At 71.0% G+C, this 13,824-nt stretch carries 11 protein-coding genes; 5 read left to right on the top strand and 6 right to left on the bottom strand.

Annotated features, from left to right (window positions below; genetic code table 11):
* Positions 1-122: 122 nt before the first annotated feature.
* From CA984_RS19020 to pdxH, 4 genes are all read right to left on the bottom strand, one after another.
* On the bottom strand, positions 123-2,354 hold the full coding sequence (locus CA984_RS19020; RefSeq protein WP_086574202.1) for an ATP-binding SpoIIE family protein phosphatase: 2,232 nt from the start codon (positions 2,352-2,354) through the stop codon (positions 123-125).
* A 117-nt stretch (positions 2,355-2,471) separates the two neighbouring features.
* Positions 2,472-3,176 (bottom strand): iron-dependent transcriptional repressor DtxR, encoded by a 705-nt coding sequence (locus tag CA984_RS19015; RefSeq protein WP_086574200.1) that lies wholly within the window; start codon positions 3,174-3,176, stop codon positions 2,472-2,474.
* A gap of 156 nt (positions 3,177-3,332) precedes the next feature.
* Positions 3,333-4,580, bottom strand: coding sequence for an MFS transporter (locus tag CA984_RS19010; RefSeq protein ID WP_086574198.1), 1,248 nt, complete (start codon positions 4,578-4,580; stop codon positions 3,333-3,335).
* A 61-nt stretch (positions 4,581-4,641) separates the two neighbouring features.
* Positions 4,642-5,295, bottom strand: coding sequence for a pyridoxamine 5'-phosphate oxidase (pdxH, locus tag CA984_RS19005; protein ID WP_031167388.1), 654 nt, complete (start codon positions 5,293-5,295; stop codon positions 4,642-4,644).
* Positions 5,296-5,464: 169 nt separating this feature from the next.
* Between pdxH and CA984_RS19000 the strand changes: the two genes are divergently transcribed.
* Complete coding sequence (locus tag CA984_RS19000) at positions 5,465-6,571, top strand: citrate synthase 2 (protein ID WP_086574196.1); 1,107 nt, start codon at positions 5,465-5,467, stop codon at positions 6,569-6,571.
* A gap of 124 nt (positions 6,572-6,695) precedes the next feature.
* On the top strand, positions 6,696-7,805 hold the full coding sequence (gene serC, locus CA984_RS18995; RefSeq protein WP_031167384.1) for a phosphoserine transaminase: 1,110 nt from the start codon (positions 6,696-6,698) through the stop codon (positions 7,803-7,805).
* Positions 7,806-7,955: 150 nt separating this feature from the next.
* Here serC and CA984_RS18990 read toward each other — a convergent pair whose 3' ends face one another.
* Positions 7,956-8,831 carry a helix-turn-helix transcriptional regulator gene (locus CA984_RS18990; protein WP_086574206.1) on the bottom strand — a complete coding sequence of 292 codons (876 nt, stop codon included), beginning with the start codon at positions 8,829-8,831 and terminating at the stop codon, positions 7,956-7,958.
* 105 nt (positions 8,832-8,936) lie between these two features.
* On the opposite strand from CA984_RS18990, the gene CA984_RS18985 reads away from it, so the two are divergent.
* The 3 genes from CA984_RS18985 to CA984_RS18975 are packed head-to-tail and all read left to right on the top strand — an operon-like array spanning position 8,937 to position 12,547.
* Positions 8,937-10,478 (top strand): MFS transporter, encoded by a 1,542-nt coding sequence (locus CA984_RS18985; RefSeq protein ID WP_086574209.1) that lies wholly within the window; start codon positions 8,937-8,939, stop codon positions 10,476-10,478.
* Between the two features lie 36 nt (positions 10,479-10,514).
* On the top strand, positions 10,515-11,240 hold the full coding sequence (locus CA984_RS18980; RefSeq protein WP_086574194.1) for an ABC transporter ATP-binding protein: 726 nt from the start codon (positions 10,515-10,517) through the stop codon (positions 11,238-11,240).
* Positions 11,237-12,547, top strand: a complete 1,311-nt coding sequence (locus tag CA984_RS18975) for an ABC transporter permease (RefSeq protein WP_086574192.1) — start codon at positions 11,237-11,239, stop codon at positions 12,545-12,547. Before CA984_RS18980 ends, CA984_RS18975 begins: the two co-directional genes overlap by 4 nt.
* Before the next feature lie 85 nt (positions 12,548-12,632).
* Here the strand turns inward: CA984_RS18975 and CA984_RS18970 are convergent, their stop codons facing one another.
* On the bottom strand, positions 12,633-13,415 hold the full coding sequence (locus tag CA984_RS18970; RefSeq protein WP_242676045.1) for a GntR family transcriptional regulator: 783 nt from the start codon (positions 13,413-13,415) through the stop codon (positions 12,633-12,635).
* Positions 13,416-13,824: the final 409 nt, after the last annotated feature.

Genomic DNA, 13,824 nt, shown 5'->3' with positions numbered 1-13,824 from the left:
CCCCGGCCGCCTGCCCGTGCCATCCGGCCCGGTCCCCCGCCGCCACCCACCCCGAGGACGACCGAGGTCGTCCGCGGGCCTCGCGGAGAGCGGCGGCGGTCACCCGCCGGTCGCTCCTCCGCTCAGCGGGACTTGGTGGGGATCTCGAACCAGACGGCCTTGCCCTCCTTGGTGGGACGCGAGCCCCAGCGCTTGGCGAGCTGGTCGACGAGGTAGAGGCCCCGGCCGCCCTCGTCGTTCTCCCCCGCGCTGCGGATGCGGGGAAGCCGCAGATCCTGGTCGAAGACCTCCACCCAGACGGCCTCCCCACCCCGGCGGAGCCGGAGCGTGAACTCCTTCTCGTTGACGACCTCGTTCTCCAGGCCCGGGAGGTCGTCCCAGGTCTCGTCGAACGGCATCGGGGCGCTGTCCAGCACCAGCTCGCGTCGCGGGACGCTGGCGCTGGCGGCGTGCAGCACCACGTTCGTCACCACCTCGGAGACCAGCAGGCAGGCGAGCTCGGCGCGCTCCTCCGGGACGTTCCAGCCCGTGAACGCCTCCGCCGCCATCCGGCGGGCCTCACCGACCATGATCGGCTGGGCCGGGAAGGTGCGCTCCTCGACCTCAAGGTCGGCGGGGGCGGACCTGATCACCAGGATGGCCATGTCGTCGTCGATCTCGCCGGGCACGGCGACCGTCGCGGCGTCCGCGATCCGTTCCACCGAGGAGTCGGAGACCTCGATGAGCTTGCCGGCGAGCAGCGCGAGGGTCTCCTCGTCGCTGGGCGGCCTGCCGTCGGCGTCGCGCACCGGCCGGCGGTCCACGAGGCCGTCGGTGTAGAGCAGCAGCGCGGCCCCGGGGGGCAGCGTCCGCGTCTCCTCCTTGTAGACCAGATCGGCGTGGACGCCCTTGGCGCGGACGCCGAGCGGCTGGCCGACCTCCTTGATGTCGAGCTCCGCGCAGGTGCCGTCGTTGAGCAGCAGCGGCGGCGCGTGGCCGGCGTTGGCGAACGACAGCTGCCGCGACCAGGCGTCGTAGACGAGGTACTGACAGGTGACGATGGGCGGGACGCTGATGTCCTCGCCGCTGTCGTCCCGCTCGGGGGTGGCGATGATGCGCGTCCACTCGTCGAGCCGGGCGAGGATCTCCGCGGGCGGCTTGTCGTCCTGGGCGAAGGCGCGCAGCGCGGCGCGGAGCTGCCCCATGACGGCGGCGGCCTTGGCTCCCCGGCCCTCGACGTCGCCGATGACGATGCCGACCCGGCCCGCCGACAGCGGGATGACGTCGTACCAGTCGCCGCCGACCTGGGTCTGGATGCCCTGCCCGTGCGAGGCGAGCGGCGCCGCCGGGTAGTAGCGGACCGCGATCTCCAGCCCGTCGAGCTCGGGCAGCGGCGCGGGGGGCAGCAGGTATTTCTGGAAGGACTCGGCGGTGTGCCGCTCCTCCTCGAACAGCAGCGCGTTGTCCACGGCCAGGGCGACCCGGGTGGCGATGGCCCCCACGAAGTCGCGGTCGAAGGCGTCGTAGTGCGGGCTGCGCCGGTCGGTCAGGTTCGACAGGCCCAGGTACATCAGCCCGAGGACCTCGCCCCGCACGCACAGCGGCGCCACGATGGCCGAGGTCATCCCGATCTCGGCCGCCAGGCGGGTGCTGGCCTCGCCGGGGCTGGGGTAGTTGGTCTGGGCGAAGTCCTCGACCAGGATCGTCTCCTGGCGGCGCAGCGCGATCTCGGCGTAGTGCCCCACCGGGTAGCGGATCTCCGCGCCGAGCGGCGCCCAGGTGTTGGGCGGCGGGCTCCAGCCCTGGACGTGGGTGGAGATCCTCCGGGTCAGCCGCTGGCCCTCCATCAGCTCGATGAAGCAGTGGTCGGCGAACTGCGGGACGAGCATGTCGGCGACGCGCTTGAGCGTCTCTTCGACGTAGAGCGAGCCGGCGAGCCGCTCGCCGATCCGCTCCAGCAGACCGAAGCGGTCCTTCTCCCGCTCGTTGCTGCGCATCGCCTCGCGGGCGGTGATGACGATGCCCGTCACCGATCCCGACGGGTGCCGCAGCGGCACGGCCTGGGCGCGGACGTAGATGATCGTCCCGTCACCGCGCCTGACGTCGAACGTGCCCTCCCAGACGCCGCCCTTGAGCACGTGTTTGGCGAGCTCGATGGCGAGTGGGTGGTCCTTCTCCATGATGCCCAGCGAGAGCGCCTGGTCCCGCGACCCCGGGACTCCGGGGCGGCCGAACAGCTTCTCCGCGAAGGGATTCCAGTAGAGAAGGTTGCTGAACCTGTCGGTGACGACCACCGCCATCTCGGCATGGTCGAGAACGGAACCTGCCGAAAGGTGGTCGGCGGTGTCCTGTGTCACATCCCCCCACCGCTTCATCCGGTGACCACCCCTCGGGGACGGGTGTGCGCAAAGCGAACCACGGTTGCTCCTGCAGTCTCGGCCGGGGAGTGAAGGGGCTCCCGAGGGGGATCCAACCAAGCAGAGGGGCCCCGGTCAGCGAGTGGAGACGAAGACGTGCGCGGCGATGTCTCGCGGGAGGTCCGCAAGAGTGTTCTCCGCTTCGTCGTCACCTGTCACCCGCACACCGTCGTCGCTCGCCGCGAGCGTTACCTCGCGTCCGGGTTGTATCCCAACTTGCTTGAGTTTAAGCATCACAGCCGGATCGCTTTGCACTTGTTCGCTAATTCGCCGCACGACAACGGGTATATCTCTGGGTCCGGCTATCGCGGCCATCGACGGCAGGGTCTCCCACTCACCGCCCTGGACGCCCTCGACGCCGAGCTCCTCCAGTCCGGGGATGGGGTTGCCGTGCGGGTCCTCGGTGGGGTTGTTGAGCAGGCTGACCAGCCGGGCCTCGACGGACTCGGACATGACGTGCTCCCAGCGGCAGGCCTCGATGTGCACCTCCTCCCAGGGCAGCCCGATGACCTGGGTGAGCAGGCATTCGGCGAGGCGGTGCTTGCGCATGACCCGCGTCGCGAGCGTGCGGCCCAGGTCGGTCATGGTCAGGTGCCGGTCGCCCTCGACCCGGACCAAGCCGTCGCGCTCCATGCGGGCCACCGTCTGGCTGACGGTCGGACCACTCTGCTGCAGCCGCTCGGCGATTCGCGCACGCAGAGGGGTGATCCCCTCCTCTTCCAACTCGAAGATCGTGCGGAGGTACATCTCCGTGGTGTCGATCAGTCCGTGTGCGGTCAAGGCTCCTCCCGTCCTATCTCGATGCCGGGTCCGCCGCGCACCATTCCCATGGGATCGCGCGGACCGGGAAGTCTCGGACCTCGACCCTATTGTGCGATCCGCCCACGATGACAAAGGACGGCAACACCGGGGCGCGCCGAATCCTTCCCGAGCTGCTCAAAGACCCCGCACGGCGGGGCGGTAATTTCTGAACGCCGGTACGGCGAGCCCCACGACGAGCACCGCGACCGCGCAGGCGATCCCGCCGCCGATCCACGCCCCGGTGGCCCCGAACCAGCTCGCCGTGGCCCCGGCCCGCAGGTCCCCCAGCCGGGGGCCGCCGGCGACCACCACCATGAACACCCCCTGCATCCGCCCGCGCATGTCGTCGGGCGCGTGGGTCTGCAGGATCGTCTGCCGCCACACCGAGGAGACCAGGTCCGCGGCTCCGCCGAAGGCCAGCAGCGCGACCATCAGCCAGAGCTGTCCCACGAGCCCGGAGRCGGCGACGCTGAGGCCCCAGGCCGCGATGACGAACGTGAGCGCCAGGCCCTGGCGCCGCACCCGGCCCACCCAGCCCGACATCAGGCCGCCGAGCACCGAGCCGATGGCCATGCTCGCCGACAGCCAGCCGAAGGCGATCAGCGACCCGCCGAACCGTTCGGCCACGATCTCCGGGAACAGCGCCCTGGGCAGCGCGAACGCCATGGCGATGATGTCGACGACGAACGACATCATCACGACCGGGTGCCCGGCGACGTAGCTCAGCCCGTCCACGACCGACCGCAGGCCGGGCCGGGTCACCTCGCCGACCGGCTTGAGCTGCGGCAGCCGTACCGCGGCGTAGAAGCCCGCGCCGAACAGCAGCGCGTCGATCAGGTAGGCGCCGGCGAAACCGCCCTGGGCGAGCACGATCCCGCCGACCAGCGGGCCGACGACGGTGCCGACGCCGCCCGCCAGGAAGTTGAGCGTGTTGGCCGCCGGGACGAGCTCGGCCGGCACCAGCCGGGGGATGACCGCGCCCCGGGTCGGCCCGGTGATGGCGAACCCGGTGGCGTGAACGGCCACGGTCGCCAGCAGCAGGCCGATGTGCGTCGCCCCGAGGGCCGCCTGGACCAGCAGCGCCAGCGTGGCCGTCCAGGCGATCACGGCGCCGACCAGGAGCAACCGGCGCCGGTCCACCGCGTCGGCGACCGCCCCGCCCCAGAGCCCGAAGACCACCAGGGGGATCAGGTTGGCGGGGCCGAGCATGCCGACCCAGAAGGACGACCCGGTGATGTCGTAGATCTGGGCGCTGACCGCCACCGAGGTGAGCTGGAAGCCGATGAACGACACGCCCTGCCCTGCCCAGAGCCGCCGGTACGCGGGGATCCCCAGAGGACGGGTGTCCATCGCCAGCCGCCGAACAAGATCCCCGAACCTCACGTCGCCCCCCTCTACCCACCGGACATATGCGGATATATCAGTAAAAGGCGGGTAGCGGGGGTTAGGGGGCCAGGCGCTCCACGACCCAGGAGGCGCCCGAACGGCGGTATCGGAGGCGGTCATGCATGCGGTCGAGCTGCCCCTGCCAGAACTCCACCTCCGCGGGTACGACCCGGAAGCCGCCCCAGAAATCGGGCACCGGAGGATCCTCCGGCCAGCGCTCGGCCAGCTCCGCGTAGCGGGCGTCCAGCTCCTCCCTGGAGTGCACGACGGCCGACTGCCGGGACGCCCAGGCCCCGATCCGCGAGCCGTACGGGCGGGACCTGAAGTAGGCGGCCGACTCCTCGCGCGGCAGCCGTACCACCGCGCCCTCCACCCGCACCTGGCGGCGGATGGCGTGCCAGGGGAACAGCAGGCCGGCCCGGGGGTTCTCGGTGAGGTCGCGGCCCTTGCGCGACTCGTAGTTGGTGTAGAAGACGAATCCGTTCTCGTCGTAGTCCTTGAGCAGCACGGTCCTGGCCGTCGGCCGCCCGCCCGCGGAGGAGGTGGCGACCACCATCGCGTTCGGTTCGGGAAGTCCCGCGTCGACGGCCTCGCCGAACCAGACGGCGAACTGCGACACGGGGTCGGGTGCGAGGTCGGCCTCCAGCAACGGCAGGCCCTGATAGGTACGGCGAAGCCCCGCCAGCGACGGCGGGCGCGAGGTGGCTTCCACGGGAAGGTATTCTCCCGTGCTTGACAGAGAACGTACGCACCGCCCCCACCTGGGACGATCGCGTTCCGGAGGGTCCCGGCGGCACACCGCCGCGTCCCGCAGGGTTGAATATGACCCGCCGGTATCTCGACATCAAGGCTTTGACTTCAAGAAAGGGAGGCGGCCGAGAATGTCCGACTTCAAACCCGGGCTCGAAGGCGTAGTAGCTTTCGAGACGGAGATCGCGGAACCGGACAAAGAAGGGGGCGCCCTTCGGTATCGGGGCGTCGACATCGAAGAGCTGGTCGGCCGCGTCTCCTTCGGACACGTGTGGGGCCTGCTCGTCGACAACACGTTCCAGCCGGGTCTCCCCCCGGCGGAGCCGTACCCCATTCCTGTCCACTCCGGTGACATCCGCGTCGACGTGCAGAGCGCGCTGGCCATCCTGGCCCCCGCGTACGGCTTCAAGCCGCTGCTCGACATCGACGACGCGCAGGCACGCGAGGACCTGGCGCGCGCCAGCGTGACCGCCCTCAGCTTCGTCGCCCAGTCCTCTCGCGGCCTCGGCAAGCCGATGGTCCCCCAGAGCGAGATCGACAAGGGCGAGAGCATCGTCGAGCGGTTCATGATCCGCTGGCAGGGCGATCCCGATCCCAAGCACGTCAAGGCCATCGACGCCTACTGGACGTCCGCGGCCGAGCACGGCATGAACGCCTCCACCTTCACCGCCCGCGTCATCGCCTCCACCGGCGCCGACGTGGCCGCGGCGCTGAGCGGCGCGGTCGGCGCCATGTCCGGACCGCTGCACGGTGGCGCCCCCGCCCGCGTGCTGCACATGATCGAAGGCGTCGAGCAGGTCGGCGACGCCAAGAAGTACGTCCAGAGCGAGCTGGACAAGGGCCAGCGCCTCATGGGCTTCGGCCACCGCGTCTACCGTGCCGAGGACCCCCGCGCCCGCGTGCTCCGCCGCACCGCCAAGGAGCTCGACGCGCCGCGCTACGAGGTCGCCGCCGCCCTGGAGAAGGCCGCCCTGGAAGAGCTGCACGCCCGCAAGCCCGACCGGGTGCTCGCCACCAACGTCGAGTACTGGGCGGCGGTGATCCTGGATTTCGCCCAGGTTCCCTCCTCCATGTTCACCTCCATGTTCACCTGCGCCCGCACCGCGGGCTGGGCCGCCCACATCCTGGAGCAGAAGCGCACGGGCAGGCTCGTCCGCCCCAGCGCCGACTACGTGGGTCCGGCACAGCGCTCGGTCAACGACGTCCCCGGCGCCGCCGAGGTCCTCGGCTCCGCCTGACCGTGTCCTGTACGGCTGTCGCGCGATCTGTCTCGCGCGGCAGCCGTTTCGCGTTCCCGGACACGCCCGTCTCACAATCCGGACTTCGGCCTGGACCGATCGGAAGGCTCAGTAGGCTGGTCAGGTGGCTGACATCGTGATTCCCTCTGACATCAAGCCCGCCGACGGCCGTTTCGGCTGCGGGCCCTCGAAGGTGCGCCCCGAGCAGCTCTCGGCTCTCGCCGCCTCAGGTTCCAGCGTGCTGGGCACCTCCCACCGCCAGAAGCCGGTCAAGGCTCTCGTCGGGCGCGTCCGCGCGGGCCTGTCGGAGCTGTTCTCGCTCCCCGAGGGGTACGAGGTCGTCCTCGGCAACGGCGGCACCACCGCGTTCTGGGACATCGCCGCCTTCGGGCTCGTCCGTGAGAAGTCGCAGCACCTGCACTTCGGCGAGTTCTCCTCGAAGTTCGCCTCCGTCGTGGCGAAGGCCCCGTGGCTGGGCGAGCCGACCGTGATCAAGTCCGAGGTCGGCAGCCACCCCGAGGCCCGCACGGAGGAGGGCGTGGACGTCTACGCGCTCACCCACAACGAGACCTCGACCGGCGTCGCGATGCCGATCAGGCGCGTGGGCGAGGACGGCTCGCTCGTCCTGGTCGACGCCACCTCCGGCGCCGGCGGCCTGCCCGTCGACATCAGCGAGACCGACGTCTACTACTTCGCCCCGCAGAAGAGCTTCGCCTCCGACGGCGGCCTGTGGATCGCCCTGATGTCCCCGGCCGCGCTCGCCCGGGTCGAGGAGATCGCCTCCAGCGGCCGCTACATCCCCGAGTTCTTCAGCCTGCCGGTGGCGGTCGACAACTCGTCCAAGGACCAGACCTACAACACCCCGTCGGTCTCCACGCTGTTCCTGCTCGCCGACCAGATCGAGTGGATGAACGGCAACGGCGGCCTGGCCTGGACGACCGCCCGCACCGCCGAGTCGGCCCGCCGGCTCTACACGTGGGCGGAGAAGACCTCCTACACCGCGCCGTTCGCCGGTCCGGAGTTCCGCTCCAACGTGGTCGGCACCATCGACTTCGCCGACAGCGTCGACGCCGCGGAGGTCGCCAAGGTCCTGCGCGCCAACGGCATCGTGGACACCGAGCCCTACCGCAAGCTCGGCCGCAACCAGCTCCGCGTCGCGATGTTCCCGGCCATCGACCCCGACGACGTCGAGGCCCTGACCAACTGCATCGACCACGTCGTCGAGCGGCTCTAGCCGGAGGGTCCGGCCGATCGGTTCGATCGTCTGCCGCGACGGTTCGAACAGTGCTGCTCCGGTCCGTCCGGGCTCGCCCTCGCGGGCCGGAGCAGCCTCGCCTCACGCCCGGTGAGAGCCTGTGCGAAGCCGCGGCCGTAGTGGTCCCCGTCAGCGACGCTGACGGATGGGGTCCGGCTCGGTGTCCCGGCGGCTCTGATGCGTCAGGATCCGCATGGCGTCGGCGGAGCCGGGGTCGTCCGGGGTGTAGATCTCCAGCCGGTGGTCGGGGCTGTCGGGCTGGAGCCAGACTTGGTAGGCGACGCTCACGGCACCGACGGTGGGGTGCTGCAGGCGCATGGTCCCGACGGTGCAGTCAGCGACCTCCCCGACCGTCCACATCATCGCGAACTCGTCGCTGCGCATCGTGAGCTCTCCGATCAATTCCGCCAGGCGCGCGTCCGTGGGGAATCGACCCGCGGTGAGTCGGAGGTAGGCGACGTGGACGCGGGCGAGCTCGTCCCAGTTGCGGTACAGGTCGCGGGTGAGTGGATCGAGGAAGAACATCCGCGGGACGGACGGGCGGCGCATCGGCTCCTGTGGCGCGTCGAACGCGACGTGCTCGGCGATGAGCGCGTGACCGATGCGGTTCCACGCGAGCACGTCGCCACGGCGGCCGAGCACGATCGCCGGCGTCGCGTCTCCCAGAGATTCCAGGAGTGCGAGGACTCGCGGGTGGGGCTCCTCCCGGGGCGGTTCGGAGAGGCCGGGATTCGCGGGTTGCCGAGCGAGATTGTGGAGGTGAACGATCTCGATCCGGTCGAGCCGCAACACCCGCGCGAGGGCGTCGAGCACCTGCTTGGAGGCGGTCTCCGCCTGCCCCTGCTCCAGACGCGTGTAGTACCCGGCGCTCACTCCCGCGAGCTGGGCGAGCTCTTCACGTCGCAGGCCGGGAACCCGGCGAGCGGTCCCGAAAGTGCGTAGCCCGATCTCAGCCGGTGTGACCCGATCACGACGACTCTTCAGAAACGCTCCAAGACCTTCCATGACATCGAGCGTAGGCTGACCGAGCACGCCTGTGGGTGTACCTGTCGGGTGCACCCACGGCAGGGGGATGGTTGCCGAGCCCGTCCTGCCGCACTGTCGGTGAACATGTCTCGACATCACGCGCACAACTCACCGGGTCCGCGGGCCTGGCTCGGCCTTCTGGTGATCCTCGGGCCCGTACTGCTGGTCTCCATGGACGGGTCGATCCTGTTCCTGGCGATGTCCCGGGTCAGCCAGGCCCTCACGCCGACCGCCGACCAGGCCTTGTGGATCTTGGACATCTACGGCTTCGCCGTCGGTTCCCTGCTGATCGCGTTCGGCAACATCGGCGACCGGTACGGCCGGCTGAAGCTGCTCATGATCGGCACGACGGCCTTCGGCATCGGCTCCGCGGGAGCGGCGTTCGCGCCGAGCCCCGAGCTTCTGATCGTCGCCCGTGCGCTGATGGGAGTGGCGGGTGCGACTCTCCTGCCATCGGCCCTGGCCGTGTTGAGCGAACTGTTCACCGACCCGCGGCGACGGGCTCAAGCCATCGGCGTCTTCGCCGCGACATTCGCGGCCGGGTTCGCCATCGGCCCGGTTGCCGGCGGCATCCTGCTGGAACGGTTCTGGTGGGGTTCGGTCTTCTTGATCAACCTTCCCGTCATCGCCCTGTTCCTGTTCCTCGCGCCGATCCTGCTCCGTGAGGTCCGTGCGACCCGCCCGGGGCACGTCGACGCGCTCAGTGTCGTGACCTCCGCGGCCGGCCTCCTGCTCATGATCTACGGCCTCAAGTACTCCGCCGCCGAAGGTCTGTCGATCGTCCCGGTTCTCGTGGGGATCACGGGGCTGGTACTGCTGGCGTGGTTCGCCCGCAGGCAGCGGAGCCTTCAGCATCCGCTGATCGAGTTCTCGCTCTTCCGGGACCGTGTCTTCACGGTGGCGGTCATCACCGGCCTGCTGCCGTTGGCCGCGTGGTCGGCGACCGCGTACCTGGCAGGCGTCTACCTCCAATCCGTCCTTGACCTGCCTGTCCTGCGGGCGGCTCTCCTCGCGCTTCCCGGCGCTGTGGTTCTCACCGTCACCTGCGTCGTCACGCCCTTCGTGGTCGATCGCATCGGAAAGCGGACCGCCCTCGTCATCTGCCACTTCTCCATCGCGGCGGGTCTGCTGTCGCTGCTCCCCACGGCGATCACGGGCGGGATCGGCTGGTACGTCGCCTCCACGGCCATCGCGGGCGTTGGCTACGGCATCTGTTTCAGCGTCGTCGCCGACACCGCCGTCGGTGCCGTCCCCGCGGAACGAGCAGGCTCGGCGGGCGCGATCGCAGAGACCAGCAACGAGATCGGCAACGCCCTCGGCATCGCGCTCCTCGGCTCACTCGCCGCCCTGGTCTTCCGACTCCAGGGGCCGGACCTGGCGCCCACCCTAGACGGAACCCTCAAGCTTCCGGACCTCGCGCCCGCTGCGGCCGTGGAGGCGAAGACGGCCTTCGTCACCGGCCTGCACGTGATCGCCGCAGTGGCCGGCGTCCTCCACACCGCACTCGGCATCCTCGCCCTTCGCTGGCTCCCCGGATCGGTGACAGCACAGACCGACTCCGGTACCCGAGCCGACCCCGTGCACCGGTCCCAGGGGGTTCGGGGGGCGGATCAGGGCGATACCTGATGGAGCGCGGCAGCGGCCTCCGGCAGGCTGAAGATCATGAGTGATCAAGCGGTCCTCCTCGACGGAGTGACCAAGACCTATGGCGGAGGCGCCACCGAGGTGGCCGCGCTCCGCCAGGTCAGCGTCGGATTCCCGCGCGGCAGCTTCACCGCCGTCATGGGCCCGTCGGGTTCGGGGAAGAGCACGCTGTTGCAGTGCGCGTCAGGGCTGGACCGGCCGCAGTCGGGCGCCGTCCGCATCGCCGGGAAGGACATCACCCGCCTGCGGGAGAGGGAGCTGGCCGTGCTCCGCCGCGACGGGATCGGCATCATCTTCCAGGCGTTCAACCTGGTGCCGTCGTTGACCGCCTGGCAGAACGTGATCCTGCCGAGCAGGCTGGCCAGGCGGCGGCCCGACCCGGCACGCGTACGTGAACTGCTGCACCGGGTCGGCCTCGCAGGGCGGGAGGGGCACCGGCCGGCGCAGCTCTCCGGCGGCCAGCAGCAGCGGGTGGCGATCGCCCGCGCGCTGCTCGGCAGGCCGGAGGTGCTCTTCGCCGACGAGCCGACAGGCGCGCTCGACCGGGGCACGGGACACGAAGTGCTGGCGCTGCTGCGCGAGGCGGCTGACGAGTTCGGCCAGACGGTGGTGATGGTCACCCATGATCCCGAGGCGGCGGCCCGGGCGGACAGCGTGCTCTTCCTGACCGACGGCCGCATCGTGGACGTCCTGGACAGACCGTCGGTCGACCAGATCGGCATGCGGCTGGGCGGCCGTCGATGACACTCGTGCTCGCCTGGAACAACGTGCGGACCAATCGCACGGGTTTCGCCGCCTCGTTCGTGGCCGTGCTCCTGGCTGTGATGCTCGTCAGCTCCAGCGGCCTGCTGGTCGCGAGCGCGGGCGCGGACGACGAGCTGAACGGGATCATGGGGCTGCTGGTCCTGTCCGCGCTGGTGTCGGGGTTCGTGTCGGTCTTCGTGGTTTCCGGGACGCTGAGCCTGCACGTGCTGCGGCAGCGCCGGACCTGGGGCCTGCTGCGGTCGGTCGGCATGACACCGTGGCAGGTGCGCCGGCTGGTCATGGCGGAGGCGCTGGTGGTGGCCGTGCTGGCGAGCGCGGCGGGCTGCGCGCTGGCCGTGCCGTACGCCGGGGCGGTGGCGGCGTTCATGCGAGCCGTCGGCCTGACGCCTGCGGGTATCCCGTTGGAGGTCACGTGGGGGCCGTTCGTCCTGGCGCTGGTGGTAGGGCTGGTGGTGACGCTGCTGGCCGCGTGGGGCGCGGCGCGCAAAGCGGTACGCGCAGGGCCGCTGGAGGTGTTGCGCGAGAGCGCGGCGCAGCAGCGGCTCATGCCCTGGCCCAGGGCGGTTGCCGGAGTGGTGGCACTGGCCGGAGGGGTCGCGCTGTTGTCCCTGGTTCCGCACGTGAAGGCCGTGGCCGCGGTGCCGACCGGGCTGGGGGCGACGATGGCGCTCTGCGTGGGCGCGTCGGCGCTGGGTCCGGTCCTGCTGCGAGGGATGGGCTGGATACTCGGAGCTCCGGCGGCCTGGCTCGACCCGGGCGCGGGAACCCTGGCGAGGGCCTCCCTGATCACGCAGCCGCGCCGGGCGATGTCGGCCGCGTCTCCGGTGATGCTGGCCGTGGCGCTCGCGTGTACCTTCCTGTTCGCGGTGTCGACCTCCGACGCGGCGGCGGGCGTGACGCGGACCGGGCCGTCGGCGTGGGCCGCTCCCGTACTGGTGGGGTCAGGGGTGGCCTACACCGTGATCTCGGTGCTGAACGCGATGGCCATGTCGATGGCGGAGCGCGCGGAGGAGATCCGGTTGCTGCGTTCCGTGGGAACGGAGCCGGGGCAGCTCGCCAGGGCGGTGTGCTGGGAGTCGCTGATCGTGACATGCGCGGGGGCGCTGCTCGGGACGGGAATCGCCGCCGCGTCGCTGGCCGCGCTGGGTAAGGCGGCGACGGGAGAGTTGTGGTTCGCCTACTCGGTGCCGCAGTACCTGGGGCTGGTGACGGTCTGCGCTGTGAGCGGCCTGATCGGAGGGCTGGCCGCCACGCGGAAGGCCCGGCACGGACCGCTGATCTCCTAGAGTCCTCGTGGTTTCGGCTGCGGATCCGATTCCGATGAGGAAGTTCCCGAGCCCCCGCGCTACGGCCGGGCCCCGGGAGCGCCGGTCAGAACTCGTCGGCCCCGGTGACCTGGGCGATGGGGAAGACATGGCGGGAGGCCGCGCAGATCGTCTCCAGGGTGTGGACCGGGGTGCCGTCGTCGCCGTAGCCGACGCGCAGGACCTGCACCACCCACTCGCCCGGGTCGAGCTGCAGGGTCGCCGCCTCGAACCCGGTGGGCGGGCGGGCGACGAGGTGCTCCTCCGCGTGGCCGAAGCGGTGTCCGAGGGCCTCGATGCCGGCCTGCAGGCTCGGCCGTACGAAGTCGGGGGCGGCGAGCGGGGTGCCGCCGAAGACGTCCAGCCGGAAGTAGCTGGTGGCGATCCGTACGGGCACGTCGTCGGCGAGCAGCATCTTGCGGCGGGCCAGGACGTCGGCGCCGGGCTCGACGCGCAGGGCGGCGGCGACGTGGTCGGCGGCCGGCTCGGGTCCGACGTAGAGCATGCGCCGGCCCGCGCGGATGCCCTGCCGCTCCGCCTCGGTCATGAAGAGCGACGCGGAGCCGCGCACAGCGGGCTCGGTGGGGAGCGCGCGCCGGACCACCACCCTGGGCGCCTGGCATGCCCCTGTATGGCCGCCTGTGGCGTCTCTGGCGCCCGCCGACGTCATCTGCGACACCCTGCCGGGGGTGACCCCGAGCCGCCGTGCGATCGCGTCCTGGCGCACCCCTGAGGCCTGCGCCTCGACGACGGCCTCGCGGCGGAGCCGGGCGAGCTCGGTGATCAGGTCCTGCCGGTCGGCGATGGCGAGACTGATCGCCCTGGCGCGCTCGACCGGATCGGCGATCACGACGAGCTCCTCCAGACTCGCTCCGCCCGGGTTCCCATCACCCGGCCTCGCGCCCGGACTCCCCTCGTCTGGACTCCCGCCCATCGGACTCGTGCCGCCCGGACTCCGCTCGTCCGGACTCCCGTCCGTCTGACTCAGGCCATCCGGACTCCCGTCCATCGGGCTCGCGCCGTACGGACTCCTGGCGTCCGGAACCCCGTCGTTCACGGGTGGTCTCCTCCCTGCGGAGCGGTCGTCCCGACCCCGCGGAGCGGTCGTCCCGCCTGTGCGGCGCGGTGGCCGTGCCCCTCGGAGCGGCCGCTCCGGCCAACTTTATCCCCCCTAAACCACAGGGCGGCCCCGGGACGACCGGCCTTCGCGTTGCGGGCGCCGGGTCACGGGACGATAGTGATACGCCAGGTGGCCGCGG

The sequence above is a fragment of the Streptosporangium minutum genome (genome assembly GCF_002149035.1).
Taxonomy (GTDB): Bacteria; Actinomycetota; Actinomycetes; order Streptosporangiales; family Streptosporangiaceae; genus Streptosporangium; species Streptosporangium minutum.
This window is presented reverse-complemented; position numbering and strand designations above follow the sequence as displayed.

Bases quoted from the DNA above. Each gene is read 5' to 3' on its own strand.
- CA984_RS18990 (WP_086574206.1), bottom strand. From the start codon at position 8,831: ATGGAAGGTCTTGGAGCGTTTCTGAAGAGTCGTCGTGATCGGGTCACA.
- CA984_RS19000 (WP_086574196.1), top strand. From the start codon at position 5,465: ATGTCCGACTTCAAACCCGGGCTCGAAGGCGTAGTAGCTTTCGAGACG.
- CA984_RS19020 (WP_086574202.1), bottom strand. From the start codon at position 2,354: ATGAAGCGGTGGGGGGATGTGACACAGGACACCGCCGACCACCTTTCG.
- CA984_RS18985 (WP_086574209.1), top strand. From the start codon at position 8,937: ATGTCTCGACATCACGCGCACAACTCACCGGGTCCGCGGGCCTGGCTC.
- CA984_RS18980 (WP_086574194.1), top strand. From the start codon at position 10,515: ATGAGTGATCAAGCGGTCCTCCTCGACGGAGTGACCAAGACCTATGGC.
- CA984_RS18975 (WP_086574192.1), top strand. From the start codon at position 11,237: ATGACACTCGTGCTCGCCTGGAACAACGTGCGGACCAATCGCACGGGT.